Here is a 19,250-nt window from a genome sequence, read left to right as displayed (position 1 = left end):
GGCGCCGCGCGGGGCGCCGCGACGCTCCGAGCCCAAATCATCACGCTACGGAGTAGCCGTTCGACCCAAGGAGAGCGGGACCTCACTGACAGTGAGGGCCCGCCGGACCTCAGCGCTTCCAGGTACGCGTACTGCTGGATCGGAGGTTGCCGACCTTGTCGCGCGCCCGCAGCTGCACCTTGATCTTCTTGCCATACTTGGCGGTGTTGACCACGAACGAGTAGCCCGCCTTGGCATCCGACTTGGCGAGCTTGCCGTTGATCCACAGCTCCACCCGCAGGATGCCGCTGCCGGCGTCGCTGGCGCTGGCCTTGACGGTGACCTTGCCCCTGACCTTCTTGTTGTTCGCCGGCCCCGACTTCCACTTCAGGGTCGGCGCCAGGTTGTCGGCGACCAGGTTGCGGTTGTAGGTGGCCGCGTTCCCGGCCCGGTCGAAGACCTTCCACTGCAGCTTGACCGTGCCGTTGCGGCTGCCGCTGCGGTACTTCACCGAGAACGGCGCGCTGTAGTCGGCACCCACGAACTTGCCGTCGGCGTACAGCGAGGCGTGGTCCACGCCTGAACCGCCGGCGTTGTCGGACACGGACGTCGCGGAGACGGTGACGGTGCCCCGGAACTTGGTCTTGTTGGCGGGGGTGGCGCCGCCGACGGTGGGCGCGGTGTGGTCGACCGGCAGCCGGACGGCCCGGTCGGCGCGGACTTCGCCGTACCTGAGCCAGTTGTCGGACAGCGGCTGCGCCGTGCTGGTCAGCGCGCGCTCCACCGACCACAGGTTGGCCGCCGGGTCGTGCGACTTCACGAGCGCGGCGACACCGGACACCAGCGGGGTCGAGGCCGAGGTGCCACAGAACGTGTCGTACCCGCCGGTCCGGGTCTGCGCGGTCGTACAGAACGGCGCGGCCACGTCGACCCAGCTCGCACCGTAGTTGGAGCCGACGTCGCCGGCCTCGGGGACATTGACCACGAACCGGTTCCCGGCCGCGTCGGTGCCGCCGACCGCGAGCACCCCGGCGTTACCCGCCGGATAGTTGATCTCCGGGAGCGCGTCGTTGCCCGCCGCGGCGATCACCACGGCGCCCTTCGCGCGGGCGTAGTCGGTGGCCATCTGCAGCAGCCTGCTGGCGCCGCCCGGGGCACCCAGCGACAGGTTGATCACCTTCGCGCCGTGGTCCGCGGCGTACACGATGCCGTCGGCGATGTTGTCGTCGAAGCCCTCGCCCTTGTGGTCCAGCACCTTGACCGGCAGAATCCGGCACTGCCAGCAGACACCGGCGATCCCGGCGCCGTTGTTCCCGCGTGCCGCGATGACGGAGGCGACCTCGCTGCCGTGCCCCTCGTCGTCGGACGGGTCGGCGTCGTTGTTCGCGAAGTCCCAGCCCGGCAGCGTCGCGCCGGCGAGGTCACCGACGGGGGTGACACCGGTGTCGACGACCGCGACCACGGTGCCCGCGGCGCCCGTCGTGGTCTCCCACGCGGCGGGTACGTGAATCTGCCCGAGCTCGCTCTGCCCGGTGAAACGGGGGTCGTCGGGGGTCACGTCGAGCTTGGAGAACTTGCGGCTCACCTCGACGAACGCCACGTTGCCGTCCGCCTGGAGCCTCGCCTTGATCCGGGCCGCGTCGCCGGCCGGCACGGTGAGGGTGCGGGCCCGCAACTTCGCCGCCAGCCGCTGCGTGCCCTTGAGCCGGAGCCCGGCCGCGGCGAGGCGGTGGGCGGACCCCTCGAGGCCGTCGCCGGAACGGAACCCGACGACGAGGCGCACCGCGCCCGGGTCGGCGCTCGCCGCGGGCGCCGCTGCGCCGATTCCCCACGCCAGCGCCGAAACCAGCAGCGCCGTCCCCGTCCGATAAATCCGCATCGTCGCCCTTTATCCCCGTACGCACGGCACGCTGAGCCGTGCCGACCTGGAGCCCCGCCAGGCCGACGGTGCGCGGGCACTCTATCGGGAATGGGCGATCGTTGTGATCGACGGTGACGGAAGCGATATCTGTCCAGCTCGGACAGGCGCCTTTTCGCACCGCACGTGGAACGACTGACTACGCGCCGACAGCGGCGGCGACCGGGCGGTCACCGCCCGGTTGCGCGGCGCGTTCCCGGAACACGTGTCGCAGCAGGGACTCCACCCGCCACACGTGGTCCGGCTCGGCCACCCGGACGCGGAAGCGTTCCCGTACGCCGTCGACCGCGGTGGCCGCGAGGTCGACCGCGTGTCGGCGCAGATCGATGTTCCAGGTGACGTTGCTGAGATGGCGCAGGTTCGCGTTGAGGTGCAGGCGCAGCCGGCGCAGCACCCAGGTCTCCTGCGTGACCACCAGCCGGCGGTACGTGAGCAGCAGCAGGAAGTCGCCGGACATGGCGTGCTCGGGGCGCAGGCAGCGGGAGACCAGGACCGTGGCGTCGTCGGATTCGACGCAGCGGCGAAGGATCGGCATGTGCCGGCTCACGGTGGGGATGGCGACACCGGCTTCCGCGGCGGCGGGAAGGAACGTTCGGGAGAACACGTCCATGTGGCGTCTAACGGCGTCCCCCGGGCAAAGCTGCGGCCACCTGCCAATGAATACCGAATTACAGAATCTCGACGATAGTGGCGTTTGCCATTCCGCCGCCCTCGCACATCGTCTGCAGGCCGTACCGGATCTCGGACTGTCGCATGTGGTGCAGCATGGTGGTCATGATCCGGGCACCGGACGCGCCGAGCGGGTGCCCGAGGGCGATCGCCCCGCCGCGCGGGTTGAGCCGCGACGCGTCGGCGCCCGTCTCCGCCAGCCACGCCAGCGGCACCGGCGCGAACGCCTCGTTCACCTCGTACACCCCGATGTCGGCCAGGGTGAGTCCCGCCCGCTCCAACGCCTTCGCGGTGGCCGGGATGGGCGCGGTCAGCATGATCACCGGGTCGTCGGCGGCGACCACCGCGGTGTGGATGCGGGCCAGCGGGCGCAGGCCGTGCGCGGCCGCCCAGCGCGAGGTCGTCACCGCCAGCGCCGCCGCACCGTCGGAGATCTGCGAGGCGGACCCGGCGGTCACCACCCCGTCGGCGCGGAACGGGGTCTTCAGACCCGCCAGCTTCTCCAGCGTCGTGTCGCGGCGGATCCCCTCGTCCCGGGTCACCTCGCCGACCGGCACCACTTCGACGTCGAACTCCCCCGCGTCCTGCGCCTTCGCGGCGGCGGCGTGGCTGGCCAGCGCGTACTCGTCGAGCTGGGTCCGGGTGAAGCCCCACCGCGAGGCCATCAGCTCGGCGCCGACGCCCTGGTTGAAGCCGTCCACCCCGTAGCGGGCGCGGACCGCGGGGCCGTACGGATCGCGATCCAGGGCGCTGGAGCCCATCGGCACCCGGCTCATGGACTCCACGCCGCCCGCCACGACCAGGTCCGCCTGGCCGCTGAGCACCGTCGCGGCCGCGAAGTGGACCGCCTGCTGGCTGGAGCCGCACTGGCGGTCCAGGGTCGTGCCGGGCACCGACTCCGGCCATCCGGCGGCCAGCACCGCGTTGCGGGCCACGTTCCACGACTGCTCGCCGACCTGCGAGACGCAGCCCCAGACCACATCCTCGACGTCGGCCGGGTTGAAGCCGCCGCGCTCGGCCAGGGCCCGCAGGACATGGGCCGACAGGTCGACCGGGTGGATCTCCGACAGCCCGCCGTTCCGCCGGCCGACCGGGGTCCGCACCGCCCCGACGATCACCGCATCACGCATACCGCCGACGGTACGCCGGGCTGTCATAGTGGGACCATGCCCCAGCACTGGCATGTGAAGCCCGTCCTACCGGTCACTAAGGTGCTCGGCGCGGTCGCCGTGTGCGTGCTGGTCCTGGCGTTCGGCCGCGACGACCCGGTGCGGTGGGTGCTGGCCGGGGCCACGGCGGCGGGCCTGTGCGGCTGGGCCCTGTCCGACCTGATCGCCCCGGCACGGCTGGCAGCCGACGCGGACGGCGTCACCGTGGTCACCGGCTTCGCGCGCCGTCGCCGCCTGGAGTGGGCGGCGATCGAACGGGTCCGGGTGGACCGCCGCCAGCGCCTCGGCCTGCGCAGCGAACTGCTGGAGGTGGACGCCGGGGACGCGCTGTACCTGTTCAGCGAGCACCAGTTGGGCGCGCCGCCGGACGAGGTGGCGCAGGCGCTGGCCGCGCTGCGTACCGGCGCGGCGGGTCAGAGCAGCACGGCGGTCCGGTAGAGGGCCAGGGCGAGCAGCGCCAGCACCACCAGCGAGCAGCCGACCACCTGGATCATCGTGCGCCGGTCCCGTGGCGCGTACGCCAAGATCGCGGCCACGACCGCACCGGTCGCGAGGCCGCCGAGATGGCCCGCGACCGAGACGTCGGCCACCGCGAACGTGAAGACCACGTTGATGACGATGACCGGCAGGATCGGCGCGACGCTCAGATTCAGCCGTCTGAGGATGACGAAGAAGGCCGACATGAGGCCGAACACCGCCGTCGAGGCGCCCGCCGTCATCTGGCCCGGCTCGGAGAACGCGTACGCCGCGACGTTGCCGCCGAGCCCCGAGATCAGGTACAGCGCCGCGAAGCGGCCCGAGCCGAGCAGCCGTTCCAGCTCCCGCCCGAGGATCCACAGGGCGTACATGTTCATCAGCAGGTGCAGCACGCCGTAGTGCAGGAACATCGCGGTGATCAGGCGATACCACTCCCCGGCCGCGACGCCGTGCTCGGCGAGGTCGCCGGCCGGGCCGTACACCGCGTAGCCGAGCACTGCGCCCCACTCGGTGAGCGGAGTGCCGCCGCCGAACAGGCCGCCCATGCCACCGCCGGCCACGGCGCCGGCGCCGCCGGTCGCGATGGACAGGACCATGACGGCGGCGTTGATGCCGATCAGGGTCCGGGTGACCACCCAGGAGCCGCGGTTGACGCGGCCGCCGAAAGCGGTGCGGGCGGACCGTTGACTGCGCCTGCCCTGTGCGACGCAGTCCGGGCACTGGTGGCCGACCGACGCCTCGTTCATGCAATCGGGGCAGATCGGCCGCTCACACCGCGTGCACCGGACGTACGTCTCCCGCGACGGGTGGCGGTAGCAGACCGGGACCGTCGTGGGCACGTCACTCATGCCCACAACGGTACCCGGACGGGGTAATCAGCCCTCGACGCGCTCGATCTCGACGCGCTCGATCACGACGTCCTCGCGGGGCCGGTCGCCCGGGCCCGTCGCGGTGGTCGCGATGGAGTCGACGACCTTGGCGGACTGCTCGTCGGCCACCTGGCCGAAGATCGTGTGCCGCCGGTTCAGGTGCGGGGTCGGCGAGACCGTGATGAAGAACTGCGAGCCGTTGGTGCCCGGCCCCGCGTTCGCCATCGCCAGCAGGTACGGCCGGTCGAAGTGCAGCTCGGGGTGGAACTCGTCCCCGAACTGGTAGCCCGGGCCGCCCCGGCCGGTGCCGGTCGGGTCACCCATCTGGATCATGAAATTGGCGATGACCCGGTGCGAGATCGTGCCGTCGTAGTACGGCCCGCTGCCCTTCTGGCCGGTGCGCGGGTCGGTGTACTCCTTGGTGCCCTCCGCGAGCTCCACGAAGTTGCGCACGGTCGCCGGCGCGTGATCCGGGAACAGCTGCAGCCGGATCGGGCCGTGGTTGGTGTGCAGAGTGGCGTAAAGCATCTGGGCCACGGGTACTCCCCTTTGTAGGACAGTTCGTTTCGTAATTCGGATCCTGCCCCATGTGTCAGATCCGGATGCGCGGGGGTACCTGGGAAGGCAACATGGCCTAGAGATAACCCTCAGGAGGTGGGCACTGGTGTTCGCAACGATGCGCCGCAAGCGCCGGAACGCGACGATGAAGCAGGAACTCGGCCTGGGTGTCGAGCACTTCAAGCGCGCGGCCGCCCTTGCCGCGCAGGAGACCAGCGCGACCATGGGACCGAAGCTCTCCGCCGCCAAGGACCGGGTCCAGCCCGCCGCGTCCAGGGCGCGCGACACCGCCACGACCAGCTGGGAGAGCACCGTGGCGACCCTGACGCCGCTGGTCGCGGCCGCGGGCGAGAGCCTGTGGCAGACCGGTAGGGACGGCTCGAAGAAGGCCCGTAAGAGCGGGCGCGACGTGCGCAAGCGCGCCGGGCGGATGACCCGCAAGCCCAAGAACCGTCGGTCGAAGCTGATGGGGCTGGCGATGGCGGGCGTGGCCGTGGGGGCGGGCGCCGCCTACCTGGCCCGTCGGCGCAAGGCCGCGCAATGGGACGAATACGACCCGGACCTTACGATGGCCGCCGCGGTGGAATCGATCGGCGGGGCGGACGACGCCGCGTTCGAGCCGGCCGAACCCGTGACCGGCCCGGTCACCCCGGACCGGACCCCGACGGCCGACCAGAAGAGCGACACAGCGGGACAGAACGGCACGTTGCCGCAGGGCCCGGAGGTGGCCCGCAGCGGCAAGCAGAAGTCGTGACCCCAGGGTCTGCGGCTACCCGCCCTGGGCGTCACCCGATCCGGTCTGCCGGGCGCGGGTGACGTCCAGCGCCGGGCCTTGCGGCAGCAGCGCCACCAGCTGGGCCGGCACGGACTGCGGCGAGACCCCGCCGTAGCCGAGTTTGCCCAGCACCTCACGGTTCGTGACCGGGTACCGGCGCCCGGTGTCGGTCACGATGCTCACCGTCCCGGAGCCCGCGGGCGCCGTGGGGGATGCCTGCGACATCACGACCGCGCCCCGGCCGCGGGCCACGTGCACCCAGTCGGCCTGGACGCCGCCCGACACGGCCGCGGGGCCGTTGGCCGGGCTGCCCGCGGGGAAACTCGGATCGATCCGCAGGCCCGTGCCGTCGCCGCCCAGCGGTAGCGTCATGCAGGCACTGCGTGCCGGGTCGGTGAGGGCGGGCAGCGTGGACGGCAGCGCGTTCGGGTCACCGGCGTCGATGAGCCGGGTGCCGGACGGCGGCAGGTTGATCAACGCCGGCCCGTCCAGGGTCGTCTGGGTCGTGCCCTCGACGGTCAGCAGCAGCTTGGCCTGCACCTCGGTGATCGGGGCCGCGCCGTCGGCCAGCGCCACCTTCCACTGCTTGCCGTCGGTTAACAGCCGGCCGATCTCGGCATCCGGCACGCCGGAGCGTTCGCCGCGGCCGTCGATCGACAGCGGCCGCATGTCGGCGCCGAGCGGGATCGAGTTGATCCACGCCGGGGCCACCGGCCACCGCTGCCGGGCGCTCCATTCGAACGCGCCGAGGGTGACGTCGACCCGGTCGCGCGGGATGCGGAAACGCCGGTTGCCGGACACCAGGAACAGGCGGTCGTCCGGGTCGCGTACCAGCAGGCCCTGCGCCGGCCCGCCCGCGCCGGGCGACGCGGCGACCGTGCCGCCGGTCAGCCGGTCGCCGACCAGCAGGGTGCTGCGCGGGCCCTTGTCGGCGGCGTCGGGCGGCTGGGTGCAGATCGACCACGGCTGCACGAGCAGGTCGCCCGCGTCGGGCAGGGAATCCGGGGCATCCGGAATGCCCAGCGGGGCGCCCAGCGGCACCGCTGCCAGCCGCTTCCGCGTGGTGGTCCTCAGCTCGGGCGCGGACGAGTTCGCGATGAGCAGGCCGGAGGCGTAGTTCAGCACCGGATGCAGCTGGTCGTCCGCCTTGAGGTAGACGTACCGGGCCCCGGAGCCCTTCTCCAGGAAGACGACCGCCTCGTTGCGTGGGTTCTCGTTGCTGCGGCCGGTGATCAGGCCGTAGACCGCCGCCGCGCCGACAGCCACCGCGGCGATGACGAGGCTGACCAGCGCGGTCGTGCCGGCCCGGCGCAGCGGGGAGCGGTGCGGGTCAGGGTCGTGCGTGACCAGCGCGGCAACGACCCGTTGCAGCGAGTACTGGTACGAGTGCAGCTGATCCTGACGCGACGGCACCCGGCCACTCTAGGGGGCCGCGGCGTCCCGTGGGGGGCCGCATGACCGAGCGCACCGAGCGCAGCGAGGGCCACGAGGGCATGCCCGGACAGCCCCGATCACAGCCAGCCGTTGCGGCGGAACGCCCGGTACAGCAGCACCGAGATGAGCAACATGATCGAGACCACGACCGGGTAGCCGTACAGCCACTGGGTCTCGGGCATGTGTTCGAAGTTCATGCCGTACACGCCGGCGACGGCGGTCCACACGGTCGCGATGCCGGCCCACGCGGCGATCTTGCGCATGTCGTTGTTCTGGTCGACGGTCACCTGGGCGAGCCGGGCCTGCAGGATCGAGTTCAGCAGGTCGTCGTACGACGTGACCTGCTCGACCGTACGGGTCAGGTGGTCGTGCACGTCCCGGAAGTAGCGGCGGATCTCCTTGGGCACCACCCGGCTCTGCGGTGCGGTGATCGTGGCCAGCGGCCGTTGCAGCGGCACCACGGCCCGGCGGAACTCCACCAGCTCCCGCTTCATCTGGTAGATCTGCTGGATCGGGCTGCCGCTGCCGCGGGCGAACACCCGCTCCTCCAGGATGTCGAGGTCCGCCTCGACCTGGTCGGCGACCTCCAGGTACAGGTCGACGACCCGGTCGGTGACCGCGTACGCGACCGCCCAGGGGCCGTGCTGCATCAGCCCGGCGCGCTCGGTCTCCAGCCCGGCCCGGACCGAGACCAGTTCGGAGGCGTCGCCGTGGCGCACGGTGATCACGAACTGCGCGCCGACGAAGACCATCATCTGACCGGTCTCGACGATCTGGGAGTTCTCGGTCAGCTCGCTGTGCGGTACGTACCGCGCCGTGCGCAGCACCAGGACGTGCACGTCGCCGAACTGCTCCAGCTTCGGGCGCTGCTCGGCCTGGACAGCGTCCTCGACCGCCAGCTCGTGGAGTCCGTACGTGCGGGCGATCGCGGACATCTCGGAGTCCGAGGGCTGGTGCAGGCCGAGCCAGACGAACGCGTCGTCGCGGGCGCGCGCCAACCGCAGTGCCGCGCTCGGGGTGAACTCGCCGGGCTCGCGCTTGCCGTCGACGTACACGCCGCAGTCGACCACCGCACTGTCGTCCGGGCACTGCTCGGCGCCGCGGTCCGGGGAGTCGGTGCTGCCGAGGAAGCGGTTCATCGCCCGCACCGGGGCGGCCCAGGCTCTCGACAGTGACCGGTTGTTGCCGGTCTGCCTGACCCGGCGCACGCTGCCCTCGCTCATGAGCCTCCCCCTCCGCGCATGACGGCCCGCCTGAGGCTACGCCAGCCCGGTGACGGGAACGGGACGCGCCGGTGGAAGCCGGGCGGGCCGCGCGCCGCTCACGCGGCGGCGCGGCCGCTCAGTTGGTCCGTGCCCCGGGAGGATCGAACCCAACCCGGTGCCGGAGGGGATTTCAGCCGCGGACTTCGGCGATCGCCGCGGCCAGGCGGCGTACGCCCTCGTCGATCTGGTCCACCGTGACCGCCGAGAATGCCAGGCGCACGGAGTTCCGGCCGCCGTCGAGCAGGAAGTCGCTGCCCTTGACGATCGCCACGCCCTTCGCGTTGGCCACCGGGAACAGCTTGTCCACGTCGACGTCGGCGGGCAGGTCCACCCAGAGGAAGTAGCCGCCGTCGGGCTCGGTGAAGGTGGCGCCCGGGATGTGCGTACGGATCGACTCGGCCAGCACCCGGGCCCGCTCGCCCAGCGCCGCGCTGACGGTCGCGATGGAGCGCTGGATGTCACCGGACACGCAGAACTGGTGCACGATCGCCTCGGACACCATGCCGGGCGAGATATACAGGTTGGTGGCCTTCTTGGCGATCGCGCCGATCACCTCGGCCGGGCCGACCAGGTAACCGACCCGCACGCCGGGGCACACCGTCTTGGTGAAGCTGCAGGCGTGCACGACGACCCCGCGGGTGTCCAGCGACAGCATCGACGGCAGCGCCTCGCCACGGAACCGGATGTCCGCGTACGGGTCGTCCTCGAAGATCGTGAAGCCGTACTCGGCGGCCAGCTCCAGCAGCGCGTGGCGCTTCGCCAGCGACAGCGTCACCCCGGCCGGGTTCTGGTAGTTCGGGATGATGTGGGCGAGCTTGGGGCGCACCCCCGACTCCAGCAGGCGGCGCAGCTCGTCGACGTCGATGCCGTCCGGCTCGATCGTCACCTGGTGCACCTTGGCACCCAGGTTCTGCAGGTTCAGCAGCGTCCGGTCGTACGTCGGCTTCTCCACCACGACCTCGTCGCCGGAGGTGACCAGGTGGTTGAAGAGGAATGCGTCCGCCTGCAGCGAACCGTTGGTGACGATCACCTGCTCCGGGGCGACACCGTGCTTGTCCGCGATCCACTTTCGCAGCGGCAGGTAGCCGACCGACGTGCCGTACGCGGTCACCCCGGCCGGATCGGCGTCGAACGCGCGGACGGCCGCGGCTTTGAGCCCCTCGACATCGACGATGTCCAAGGAGGGGGCGCCACGGGCAAAGGAGATCAGCTGCTCAGCGGTCATACCGCTCAGCTTACGAGGCCGCTCTATACAATTTTCCCGTGCCCGGACCCCACCGCTTCGTGTCGCCGGTGCTGTCGTCGTGGGCAACGACGGCCGATTTTTCTTTCCGAAAAGGTCCCCGCAGCGAAAGCTTTTCCCGAAGCCGGTCGGGGCCTGGCGAACTCGCCGTTCTCGACGAGAATCGGCAGGTGGACGACGGAATGGTCAGGCGTATCGCCGAGGACGGATTCGCGGTGCTGGCTACGCTCGGTAGCTGACACGCCGCTATCCTCGTCGTTCGACACCCCTGCTGTGGAAGGAACCCCATGATCGGTCTGGTACTCGCCGCCGGCGCCGGGCGCAGGCTGCGCCCGTACACCGACACGCTGCCGAAGGCGCTCGTCCCCGTGGACGGGGAGACCACGATCATGGACATCTCGCTGCGCAACCTCGCGGCGGCGGGCCTGACCGACGTCACGGTCGTGGTCGGCTACTGCGCGAACGCGGTCGAGGAGCGCAAGGACGCCTTCGAGCAGAAGTACGGCGTGAAGCTCACCCTCGTGCACAACGACAAGGCCGAGGAGTGGAACAACGCATACTCGCTGTGGCTGGCCCGCGACCAGTTCGCCCAGGGCGCGCTGCTGGTCAACGGCGACACGGTGCACCCGGTCAGCGTCGAGCAGACCCTGCTGGCCAACCGCGGGCCGGGCATCCTGCTGGCGATCGACAACGTCAAGAAGCTGGCCGACGAGGAGATGAAGACCGTCTTCTCGCCCGAGGGTCAGCTCACCAGGATCACCAAGCTGATGGACCCGGCCGAGGCGTTCGGCGAGTACATCGGCGCCACGATCATCGAGGCCGAGGCCGCCGGGGCCCTGGCCGACGCGCTCAAGGCCACCTGGGAGCGCAACCCCGACCTCTACTACGAGGACGGCTACCAGGAGTACGCCAACCGCGGTGGCGAGGTGCGCGCGGCCACCATCGGCGAGGTCGAGTGGGTCGAGGTCGACAACCACGATGACCTGGCCCGGGCGCGGGAGATCGCATGCCGCTACTAGCCCGCAGTGTGCAGACCCCACTGCACATCCACGTACGCCGTGGCGCCGTCGCCGACCTCGGCCACATCCTGGCCGACGGGCGGATCTCGGCGGGCGGCGACGTGGCGGTGGTGGTCGGCCCCGGCCAGGGCGAAGGCATCGCGGACCTGATCCGCCCGTCGCTGGGCTCCGCGGACGTCTACACCACCGCGGGCGGCACGGTGGACGCCGCGCTGGAGCTGGCCGCGAAGCTGCGCACCCGCTCGTACGACGCGGTGGTCGGCATCGGCGGCGGCAAGACCATCGACGCGGCCAAGTACGCCGCCAACCGGTGGGGCATGCCGATGGTGTCCGTGGCCACCAGCCTCGCCAACGACGGCATCGCCTCCCCCGTCGCCAGCCTCGTCCACGACGGCATCAAGGGCTCGTACGGCGTGCACATCCCGTACGCGGTGATCGTCGACCTGGACTTCGTGGAGAACGGCCAGGAACGGGTCAACCGGGCCGGCATCGGCGACGTGATCAGCAACATCAGCGCCCTCGCGGACTGGGACCTGGGCCGCGAGGTGCGCGGCGAACCGTTCGACGGGCTGGCCGCCTCGCTGGCCCGGATGGGCGCCGAGGCGGTGCTCACCCATCCGGGGGACATGAACGACGACGGGTTCGTCACCGTCCTCGCCGAGTCGCTGATCTCCAGCGGCCTGGCCATGGCGGTGTGCGGCAGCAGCCGCCCCTGCAGTGGCGGCTGCCACGAGATCGTGCACGCCACGGACACGCTGTTCCCGGGCACCGGCTCACACGGGGAACTGGCCGGGCTGGGCGCGCTGTTCTGCACGTTCCTGCGCGGCGACGAGCGGCGCTTCGCCCAGATGGCGCAGTGCCTGGCCCGGCACGGGCTGCCCCGTACCCCCTCGGACGTGGGTCTGGAGGCGGACCGCTTCGTGGAGGTCGTCGAGTTCGCCCCGCGGACCCGCCCCGACCGGTACACGATCCTGGAACACCTGGCACTGTCGACCGACGAGATCCGCCGGAAGCTGGCCGATTATGACGACGCCCTCGCACAGCGCTGACCCCACGCGCACCCCCCCGGCCACGGCACCCACCGTGGCGGACTACTACGCGGTCAACCGGGGCGGCGGGCTGTTCAGCGAGGCGGTCAGCCAGCGGCTGGGCGCGCACATCGCGGTGGCCGCGCACAAGCGCCGCCTCGCCCCGACCGTGCTCACGGCCGGGAACCTGGGGCTGAGCTGCCTGGTGTCGTTCGTGGTGGTCGCCGCGGCACACCGGGTCGCCACCGACCAGGTGTGGGCGTGGCCCATCGGCCTGCTCGCCCTGCTCGGCTGGCAGGCCGCGTACGCATTGGACTGTGCGGACGGGCAGCTCGCCCGGGTGACCGGGCAGACCAGCGCGGCCGGGGCGCGGGTCGACGTCCTGTGCGACGTCGCCGCGCAGATCGCCCTGGTCTCCGCGCTCGCCGCGACCGCCGCGGCGCAGGTCCCCGAGACGCCCGCCTGGCTGCTGGCCGCGTTCGCGGGCACCTGGATGGTCAACCTGGTCACCTCGGTCATGCAGTCCGGCCCGCAGGCGGCCAGCATGGTGACCAGCACGTCGCTGCCGGTCCGGGTGGTCAAGCTGGTCCGCGACTTCGGCGCCGTGATCGCCCTGGCGGGCGTGGTGCTCACCGTGGCGCCGCAGTGGACGGTCTGGCTGATCGCCGCGTTCACCCTGATCAACGGCGCGTTCCTGGCCGCCAGCATCGCGTTCAGCGGCCGGGCCGCCCTGCGCGGCTGACTCCGCTCACTCCCGGGCCCGGCCGGAGCTCGCCGCCACGTCGCGGTAGATCTCGATCAGCCGGGGGGTCAGCACGTCCGGATGGAACTCCTGGACGTAGCGCTTACGGGCGTCCGCAGCCAGGGCCGCCGCCTGCGCGCGGGCGGTCGGCAACGCGGCCGCCAGCGCGGCCGCCTCCGGCGCCACCGCCCAACCCGCCGCCGGTCCCGGCTGCCCGGCCCCCAACAGGTACGGGATCCCGCCCACGGTCGTGCCCAGCACCGGCCGGCCCGCCGCCATGGCCTCCAGGATCACGGTCGGCAGCACGTCGTTCCAGGTCGGGACCGCCACGATCACCGCGGCCGCACGCCGGGCCGCGACCATCCCGGCCCGGTCCAGCACCCCCAGGTACGTGACGTCGCCGCGCTCCGTGGCGGCCCGCTCGGCCAGTGGCCGCAGCTCCCCGTCGCCCGCGATGCGCAGCTCGCCCAGCGCCCCGTCCGGATGCCGCCGCCAGGCGTCCAGCAGCAGCCCGAGTCCCTTCTCCGGGGACAGCCGGGCGGCGTACAGAAAACCGTCGCCCAGCGGATCGGGCTCGCCCGGGTCCGGCAGGCCGTTGGGTTTCACCACGATCTGCCGCTCGGCGATGCCGTAGTCGCGCAGGTGGTCGGCGATCCGGTCGGTCAGGGCGATGTAGCGGTCCACGGAACGCCACGTCGGGCGGTGCACCGCCAGCGCGGTGGCCAGGATGGCGCTCTGCGCCGCCGAGCCCCGGTAGCAGCGGTGCCGGACGGCGGGCCAGCCGATCACCTTGCCCCGGCAGTCGGTGCAGTTGTGCCCGTCCCGGAAGTACAGCCCCGACGAGCACACCTGGCGGTAGTTGTGGACCGTCTGCACCACCGGCACGCCGTGCGCGTGCGCGGTCCGCACCACCCACGGCGACAGCAACGGGTACGGGTTGTGCAGGTGCAGCACGTCCGGGTGGTGCTCGGCCAGCAGCGCGGCCAGGTCCCGCTGCGCGGCCCGCCCGTAGATCGGCGACACCGGCAGCAGCGCCTTCTGTGCGGCGGGCAGCGCCCCGATCGAGTCGGAGCTGCGCTGGAACGGCAGCACCTGCACCCCGGCCGCGCTGAGCTGCGCCATCTCCGTGTCGACGATGACGTTCTCGCCCGACGGGATCGCTTCCCGGTACCGGTTGTGCGCTACCACGACCTTCACGGGGGTAGACGCTACATTCGGAGGCGTGCCGGAACTTCCCGAGGTGGAGGCGCTTGCGGCGTACCTGCGCGAGCGCGCGGTCGGCCACGCCGTGCAGCGCTTCGAGGTGGCCTCGTTCAGTGCCCTGAAGACCTACGATCCCGCGCCGAGCGCGGTGGCGGGCCTGACCCTGACCGGGGCCGGGCGGCACGGCAAGTTCCTCGACGTGCACCTCGGCGAGCAACTGCACCTGATCGTGCACCTGGCCCGGGCGGGCTGGCTGCACTACCGCGACGCGTTCAAGTCGGCGGCGCCGCTCAAGCCGGGCAGCGGACCCATCGCGATCCGGGTACGCCTCGACGACGGCTCCGGCTTCGACCTGACCGAGGCGGGCACCCAGAAGTCCCTCGCCGCCTACCTGGTCCGCGACCCGAACGAGGTACCCGGCGTGTCGCGGCTCGGCCCGGACGCCCTCGCGGTCACCGCCGAGGAGTTCGCGCAGCGGCTGCGCGGCCGCAACGGGCAGGTCAAAGGGGTGCTCACCGACCAGGAGGTGCTGGCCGGGATCGGCAACGCGTACTCCGACGAGATCCTGCACGTGGCGAAGCTGTCGCCGTTCGCGCTGACCGGCAAGCTCACCGACGAGCAGATCACCACCCTGTACGAGGCGATGCGCGCGGTGGAGACCGACGCCGTCACCCGATCGGTGGGTCAGCGCGCCGCCGAGCTCAAGGGCGAGAAGCGCGCCGGGCTGCGGGTGCACGCCCGGACCGGGCTGCCCTGCCCCGAGTGCGGCGACACCGTACGCGAGGTGTCCTTTGCCGACAAGAGCCTGCAGTACTGCCCCACGTGCCAGACCGGCGGCAAGCCGCTCGCCGATCGGCGCCTTTCCAAGCTCATCCGATAGCACGCCCGCCCTCACGCAGCGTGGCTATCGCCCGAAGTTGGTCTCCGCGAGAGAAAGCGGGCACAACGTCCCCTTCTCCAGGCCCGATCCATCGGTATAGTGGCCCGGTCCCACGCGTTGTCCGCGGCGCGGCGGGGGTCGGCAACCGGCCGGCACCCGACTGCTCGTGGCGGTGCGTAATGTTCTCCGGGGTCGCCGGTCACGTCGCCGGCCCGCCGGGAGGCCCGTACGGCGCCTTCCGGTCCCCGAAACGTCGGCGGGCGGTATGAGTTGCGGGAGGACGTAGGCGAGGTGACTGCGAGCCTCCATCGCCCGGCGCCCGAGCGCAGCCCGGCGCCCAAGAGCAGCCGGAGCGGCATGCCGTACGACAGCTTCGAGTGGCAGCAGGACCCACATCCGACCAACGGCGTGCCCCGGTCGGCGTGGACCCGTTCACACCGGCGGCTGTCACGCTGGCACCGGCCGTACACGATGATCCTGGTCCTGCTCGACTTCGCCTGCGCCGTGCTGGCCAGCTATCTGGCGGGCACGTTCATCGAGGCTGAGAAGGTCACCGCCGGCTTCCAGGACGATCCGGGTACCTTCACCTTCTTCGCCTACATCCTGCTGCCCCTGGGTTGGGTGGTCATCCTCTGGGGCAACGGCAGCTACGACCGGCGCTACCTGGGGCTGGGCAGCGAGGAGTTCAAACGGGTCGTCCGGGCCTTCGTCACGGTCGTGGCCGGGGTCTCGCTGCTCGCGTTCGGTACCAAGACCGAGCTGTCGCGTGGCTCGGTCGCCACGGTCAGCGTCTCGGCCCTGGTGCTCATCCTGATCTGCCGGTACACCGCGCGGCAGGTGCTGCACGTCGCCCGGCGGCGTACCGGCCACGGCGCGCACCGGATGATCCTGGTGGGCACGCTGCCCGAGGCGCTGGAGGTCTACACCGCCGTCACCCGCAGCCCCGCCGCCGGTCTCATCCCGGTCGCCATCCACCTCACCGACGGGTACGCCGCCGCGCGCGGCATCGAAACCCCCGTCCCGGTGTACGCGGGCCGCGACGTGCTGTCGCTGGTCCGCGAGGTCGGCGCGGACACGATCGCGGTCTGCGGCTCGGCCAGCGCCGAACCCGGCGAACTGCGCCGCCTCGCCTGGCAGTTGGAGGGCACCGGTGTCGACCTGGTGGTCGCGCCGCAGCTCACCGACATCGCCGGTCCCCGGGTGCACATCCGGCCGATCGAGGGCCTGCCGCTGCTGCACGTCGAGGAGCCGACGCTGTCCGGCCCCGGCTGGCTGGCGAAGAACCTGCTCGACCGGGTGGCCGCCGCGTTCGGCCTGCTGCTGCTCAGCCCGGTGCTGCTGGCCATCGCGCTCGGCATCCGGCTCTCCGACCCCGGCCCGGTGTTCTTCCGCCAGCCCCGGGTCGGCCACGAGGGCCGCACGTTCCGGGTGTGGAAGTTCCGGACCATGTACGTCGACGCCGAGGAGCGCAAGGCCAGCCTCAAGGAGCTGGAGCTCAACGAGTCCGACGGCATGCTGTTCAAGATGAAGGAGGACCCCCGGGTCTTCTCCTTCGGGCAGAAGCTGCGGGCCAGTTCGCTGGACGAGCTGCCGCAGCTGATCAACGTTCTCAAGGGCGAGATGTCGCTGGTCGGGCCGCGACCGCTGCCCGCCGACGACGGCGACTACCTGGGTGACGTGCGGCGGCGGCTGCTGGTGCGCCCCGGCATCACCGGCCTGTGGCAGGTCTCCGGCCGTTCCGACCTGTCGTGGGACGAGGCGGTCCGGCTCGACCTGTACTACGTCGACAACTGGTCGCTGACCTACGACCTGGCCATCATGTGGCGCACCATCTGGGTGGTGCTGCGCCGCAAGGGCGCCTACTAACCGCCTCGCCGCGTCGTTGTTGCGGCTAAGCCGCCGATCTTGAGGACTGCTGGTCAGCTCCGCGCCACGACTCATCAGGTTTCCGCGCGCGGGCGAGCGGCGGAGGTTGGGCGTCGGCGGACGCCTGGCGTTTTTCGGCGACGGCCGACAGGATCTGTCGCGTGGGTGCGCGGATGGGCACGGTGGCGGCGGTCCTGGTCGTCGTCGCCGGGCTGCTGGGCGCGGTGCTGGCCGTGGTTCGGCTGCGCGCCCGGCGCGGCGTGGCCACGGCGTTGCAGCGGGCCACCTACGAGGTGCTGCACACCGCCGCACTGGCGGCCGAGCCGCTGCGTACGGCGCTCAGTGCCGAGCACCCGGGGCTGACCCCGGCGGCTGCGGGCAAGGCGGCGCGGCATCTGCGTACGCTGATCGGCGCGGTCGGCCTGGCCATCACGGACGCGCAGCAGTGCCTCGCGTTCGACGGGAGCGGCGAGCACCACGGCGATCAACTCACCGCCGCCGCCCGTCGTGCCATCGGGTCGGGCCGGTCCATCGTGCTGTCCGGCACCGACCTGCCCTGTGACCGGGTGGACTGCGTGGTGCGCGGCGCGGTCGTCGCCCCGCTGGCCGGGCCGGACGGGCGGGCCACGGACGCGCTGGTGGCGGTCGCCGACGACCAGCCGGCGCCGGGGTTCGTCCAGGCCACGCTGGAGGTGGCGCGCTGGGCGGGGTCGCAACTGGCGCTGGCCGAGCTGGAGTCGTCGCGGGAACGCCTGGCCCGGGCCGAGGTGCGGGCGCTGCGGGCGCAGATCAGCCCGCACTTCATCTACAACGCGCTGACCGCGATCGCCTCGTTCGTGCGTACCGATCCGGAGCGGGCGCGGGAGCTGATCCTGGAATTCGCCGAGTTCACCCGGTACTCGTTCCGGGCGCACGGGGAGTTCACCACGCTGGCCGAGGAGCTGCGCTCGATCGACCGTTACCTGACGATCGAGCGGGCCCGCTTCGGTGACCGGTTGCAGGTACGGCTGCAGATCGCGCCCGAGGTGCTGCCGGTAGGTCTGCCGTTCCTGTGCCTGCAGCCGCTGGTGGAGAACGCGGTCCGGCACGGGCTGTCCCGCAAGCCGGGCGTCGGCATGGTGAGCATCGAGGCCCGCGACGCCGGGGCGGAGTGCCACATCACGGTCGAGGACGACGGCGTGGGAATGGATCCGGCCACGCTGACGGGCGATGCCGCCGCGGGGGCGGAGGGCGGGGCCGACGACGCCGGGCAGCACGTCGGGCTCTCCAATGTCGACGAGCGGCTGCGGTCGGTGTTCGGCGACCACTTCGGGCTGGTGGTGGAGACCGCCCCGGGGGCGGGGACGAAGGTGAGCATGCGCGTGCCGAAATTCCACCCGCAGGTGCGGGCATGAGCCGCCTCGTGGTGCTCGCGGTCGACGACGAGCCCCCGGCGCTGGACGAGCTGGCGTACCTGCTCAACGCGGACGGGCGGGTGGCGCAGGTACACCGGGCGGGGGACGCGACCGAGGCGTTGCGGGTGCTGCGCGACACCGAGGTGGACGCGGTGTTCCTGGACATCCGGATGCCGGGGCTGGACGGCATGGAGCTGGCGCGGCTGCTGCACCGGTTCGCCCGGCCCCCGGCGATCGTCTTCGTCACCGCCTACGACGACGGCGCGGTGGACGCCTTCGACCTCGGGGTCACGGACTACGTCCGCAAACCGGTACGCGCCGAACGGCTGGCCGAGTCGTTGCGCCGGGTCGCCGGGCTGCGCGCCACGCCCGTCGCGCCGACGGCGGCCCGGTCGGACGAGCCGAGCATCCCGGTCGAGCTGGCGGGCACGACGCGGATGCTGCCGCGTTCGGCGGTGCGGTGGGTGGAGGCGCAGGGTGACTACGCCCGCCTGCACACCGCGGACGCCTCCCACCTGGTCCGGGTGCCGCTGGCGACGCTCGCGGAGCGCTGGGCGGCGGCGGGCTTCGTCCGGATCCACCGCTCGTATCTGGTGCAGTTGCGCCTGGTCACCGAGCTGCGCCTGACCCAGTCGGGGTACGTGGTGTCGCTGGACTCGGTGGAGTTGCCGGTGAGCCGGCGGCACACCCGGGACCTGAAGGACCGCCTGATCCGGGCCGCCAAACACGATTGGACCCGCTGATCCGGGCGGACCCACGCGG

At 71.9% G+C, this 19,250-nt stretch carries 19 protein-coding genes; 10 read left to right on the top strand and 9 right to left on the bottom strand.

All coding sequences use genetic code 11. The features are described from left to right. Nucleotides 1-109 precede the first annotated feature (109 nt). The 3 genes from EV385_RS14480 to EV385_RS14470 all read right to left on the bottom strand — a co-directional run bounded on the left by EV385_RS14480 (nucleotide 110) and on the right by EV385_RS14470 (nucleotide 3,696). A complete protein-coding gene (locus EV385_RS14480; RefSeq protein ID WP_130509953.1) occupies nucleotides 110-1,858 on the bottom strand; it encodes a S8 family serine peptidase in 1,749 nt (582 codons plus the stop codon). Between the two features lie 178 nt (nucleotides 1,859-2,036). Beyond that, the gene (locus EV385_RS14475) at nucleotides 2,037-2,507 is read right to left on the bottom strand and encodes a hypothetical protein (RefSeq protein WP_130509952.1); all 471 of its coding nucleotides are present in this window, start codon (nucleotides 2,505-2,507) and stop codon (nucleotides 2,037-2,039) included. A gap of 58 nt (nucleotides 2,508-2,565) precedes the next feature. Then, nucleotides 2,566-3,696, bottom strand: coding sequence for an acetyl-CoA C-acyltransferase (locus EV385_RS14470; RefSeq protein ID WP_130509951.1), 1,131 nt, complete (start codon nucleotides 3,694-3,696; stop codon nucleotides 2,566-2,568). 36 nt (nucleotides 3,697-3,732) lie between these two features. Here EV385_RS14470 and EV385_RS14465 point away from each other — a divergent pair, with 36 nt between their 5' ends. Then, a complete protein-coding gene (locus EV385_RS14465) occupies nucleotides 3,733-4,173 on the top strand; it encodes a PH domain-containing protein (protein WP_130509950.1) in 441 nt (146 codons plus the stop codon). On the opposite strand, the gene EV385_RS14460 is transcribed toward EV385_RS14465, so the two are convergent. Together EV385_RS14460 and EV385_RS14455 are read right to left on the bottom strand one after the other, a co-directional pair. Further along, nucleotides 4,149-5,060, bottom strand: coding sequence for a rhomboid family intramembrane serine protease (locus tag EV385_RS14460; RefSeq protein WP_130509949.1), 912 nt, complete (start codon nucleotides 5,058-5,060; stop codon nucleotides 4,149-4,151). The two genes, EV385_RS14465 and EV385_RS14460, sit on opposite strands and share 25 nt — an antisense overlap. Before the next feature lie 27 nt (nucleotides 5,061-5,087). Further along, nucleotides 5,088-5,618: a peptidylprolyl isomerase gene (locus tag EV385_RS14455; protein WP_130509948.1), complete on the bottom strand. Its 531-nt coding sequence runs from the start codon at nucleotides 5,616-5,618 to the stop codon at nucleotides 5,088-5,090. 127 nt (nucleotides 5,619-5,745) lie between these two features. Between EV385_RS14455 and EV385_RS14450 the strand changes: the two genes are divergently transcribed. Beyond that, entirely contained in the window at nucleotides 5,746-6,393 is a 648-nt protein-coding gene (locus tag EV385_RS14450; RefSeq protein WP_207229829.1) for a hypothetical protein, read from the top strand. 15 nt (nucleotides 6,394-6,408) lie between these two features. Here the strand turns inward: EV385_RS14450 and eccB are convergent, their stop codons facing one another. The 3 genes from eccB to EV385_RS14435 form a co-directional block, all read right to left on the bottom strand. Next, nucleotides 6,409-7,827, bottom strand: a complete 1,419-nt coding sequence (gene eccB / locus EV385_RS14445; RefSeq protein WP_130509947.1) for a type VII secretion protein EccB — start codon at nucleotides 7,825-7,827, stop codon at nucleotides 6,409-6,411. 98 nt (nucleotides 7,828-7,925) lie between these two features. After that, complete coding sequence (locus EV385_RS14440) at nucleotides 7,926-9,071, bottom strand: magnesium and cobalt transport protein CorA (RefSeq protein ID WP_130509946.1); 1,146 nt, start codon at nucleotides 9,069-9,071, stop codon at nucleotides 7,926-7,928. A gap of 172 nt (nucleotides 9,072-9,243) precedes the next feature. Continuing rightward, nucleotides 9,244-10,338, bottom strand: a complete 1,095-nt coding sequence (locus tag EV385_RS14435; RefSeq protein ID WP_130509945.1) for an aminotransferase-like domain-containing protein — start codon at nucleotides 10,336-10,338, stop codon at nucleotides 9,244-9,246. Between the two features lie 38 nt (nucleotides 10,339-10,376). On the opposite strand from EV385_RS14435, the gene EV385_RS14430 reads away from it, so the two are divergent. Genes EV385_RS14430 through EV385_RS14415 form a run of 4 tightly spaced genes read left to right on the top strand, consistent with a single transcriptional unit; the run spans nucleotide 10,377 to nucleotide 13,145 of the window. After that, nucleotides 10,377-10,595, top strand: a complete 219-nt coding sequence (locus tag EV385_RS14430; protein ID WP_242624877.1) for a hypothetical protein — start codon at nucleotides 10,377-10,379, stop codon at nucleotides 10,593-10,595. Between the two features lie 48 nt (nucleotides 10,596-10,643). Continuing rightward, nucleotides 10,644-11,375: a phosphocholine cytidylyltransferase family protein gene (locus tag EV385_RS14425; RefSeq protein ID WP_130509944.1), complete on the top strand. Its 732-nt coding sequence runs from the start codon at nucleotides 10,644-10,646 to the stop codon at nucleotides 11,373-11,375. Further along, nucleotides 11,363-12,424 carry an iron-containing alcohol dehydrogenase family protein gene (locus EV385_RS14420; RefSeq protein WP_130509943.1) on the top strand — a complete coding sequence of 354 codons (1,062 nt, stop codon included), beginning with the start codon at nucleotides 11,363-11,365 and terminating at the stop codon, nucleotides 12,422-12,424. Before EV385_RS14425 ends, EV385_RS14420 begins: the two co-directional genes overlap by 13 nt. Beyond that, entirely contained in the window at nucleotides 12,399-13,145 is a 747-nt protein-coding gene (locus EV385_RS14415; protein ID WP_130509942.1) for a CDP-alcohol phosphatidyltransferase family protein, read from the top strand. The genes EV385_RS14420 and EV385_RS14415 overlap by 26 nt, the downstream gene beginning before the upstream one ends. A 6-nt stretch (nucleotides 13,146-13,151) precedes the next feature. Here the strand turns inward: EV385_RS14415 and EV385_RS14410 are convergent, their stop codons facing one another. Then, nucleotides 13,152-14,342, bottom strand: coding sequence for a glycosyltransferase family 4 protein (locus tag EV385_RS14410; RefSeq protein WP_130509941.1), 1,191 nt, complete (start codon nucleotides 14,340-14,342; stop codon nucleotides 13,152-13,154). A gap of 25 nt (nucleotides 14,343-14,367) precedes the next feature. Between EV385_RS14410 and EV385_RS14405 the strand changes: the two genes are divergently transcribed. The 4 genes from EV385_RS14405 (at nucleotide 14,368) to EV385_RS14390 (ending at nucleotide 19,231) form a co-directional block, all read left to right on the top strand. Further along, on the top strand, nucleotides 14,368-15,228 hold the full coding sequence (locus EV385_RS14405) for an Fpg/Nei family DNA glycosylase (RefSeq protein WP_130509940.1): 861 nt from the start codon (nucleotides 14,368-14,370) through the stop codon (nucleotides 15,226-15,228). Between the two features lie 357 nt (nucleotides 15,229-15,585). Next, a complete protein-coding gene (locus EV385_RS14400; protein WP_207230097.1) occupies nucleotides 15,586-17,094 on the top strand; it encodes a sugar transferase in 1,509 nt (502 codons plus the stop codon). Nucleotides 17,095-17,267: 173 nt separating this feature from the next. Next, nucleotides 17,268-18,488, top strand: a complete 1,221-nt coding sequence (locus EV385_RS14395) for a sensor histidine kinase (protein WP_130513303.1) — start codon at nucleotides 17,268-17,270, stop codon at nucleotides 18,486-18,488. Continuing rightward, nucleotides 18,485-19,231 (top strand): LytR/AlgR family response regulator transcription factor, encoded by a 747-nt coding sequence (locus tag EV385_RS14390; protein WP_130509938.1) that lies wholly within the window; start codon nucleotides 18,485-18,487, stop codon nucleotides 19,229-19,231. Before EV385_RS14395 ends, EV385_RS14390 begins: the two co-directional genes overlap by 4 nt. The last annotated feature ends 19 nt before the right edge of the window (nucleotides 19,232-19,250 follow it).

This window comes from Krasilnikovia cinnamomea, assembly GCF_004217545.1.
GTDB classification, from domain to species: Bacteria; Actinomycetota; Actinomycetes; order Mycobacteriales; family Micromonosporaceae; genus Actinoplanes; species Actinoplanes cinnamomeus.
This window is presented reverse-complemented; position numbering and strand designations above follow the sequence as displayed.

What these genes read in the sequence shown, in the direction of transcription:
- EV385_RS14480 (WP_130509953.1), bottom strand. Translation starts at nt 1,858, where the DNA reads ATGCGGATTTATCGGACGGGGACGGCGCTGCTGGTTTCGGCGCTGGCG.
- EV385_RS14475 (WP_130509952.1), bottom strand. Translation starts at nt 2,507, where the DNA reads ATGGACGTGTTCTCCCGAACGTTCCTTCCCGCCGCCGCGGAAGCCGGT.
- EV385_RS14470 (WP_130509951.1), bottom strand. Translation starts at nt 3,696, where the DNA reads ATGCGTGATGCGGTGATCGTCGGGGCGGTGCGGACCCCGGTCGGCCGG.
- EV385_RS14465 (WP_130509950.1), top strand. Translation starts at nt 3,733, where the DNA reads ATGCCCCAGCACTGGCATGTGAAGCCCGTCCTACCGGTCACTAAGGTG.
- EV385_RS14460 (WP_130509949.1), bottom strand. Translation starts at nt 5,060, where the DNA reads ATGAGTGACGTGCCCACGACGGTCCCGGTCTGCTACCGCCACCCGTCG.
- EV385_RS14440 (WP_130509946.1), bottom strand. Translation starts at nt 9,071, where the DNA reads ATGAGCGAGGGCAGCGTGCGCCGGGTCAGGCAGACCGGCAACAACCGG.
- EV385_RS14435 (WP_130509945.1), bottom strand. Translation starts at nt 10,338, where the DNA reads ATGACCGCTGAGCAGCTGATCTCCTTTGCCCGTGGCGCCCCCTCCTTG.
- EV385_RS14425 (WP_130509944.1), top strand. Translation starts at nt 10,644, where the DNA reads ATGATCGGTCTGGTACTCGCCGCCGGCGCCGGGCGCAGGCTGCGCCCG.
- EV385_RS14420 (WP_130509943.1), top strand. Translation starts at nt 11,363, where the DNA reads ATGCCGCTACTAGCCCGCAGTGTGCAGACCCCACTGCACATCCACGTA.
- EV385_RS14415 (WP_130509942.1), top strand. Translation starts at nt 12,399, where the DNA reads ATGACGACGCCCTCGCACAGCGCTGACCCCACGCGCACCCCCCCGGCC.
- EV385_RS14400 (WP_207230097.1), top strand. Translation starts at nt 15,586, where the DNA reads ATGCCGTACGACAGCTTCGAGTGGCAGCAGGACCCACATCCGACCAAC.
- EV385_RS14395 (WP_130513303.1), top strand. Translation starts at nt 17,268, where the DNA reads ATGGGCACGGTGGCGGCGGTCCTGGTCGTCGTCGCCGGGCTGCTGGGC.
- EV385_RS14390 (WP_130509938.1), top strand. Translation starts at nt 18,485, where the DNA reads ATGAGCCGCCTCGTGGTGCTCGCGGTCGACGACGAGCCCCCGGCGCTG.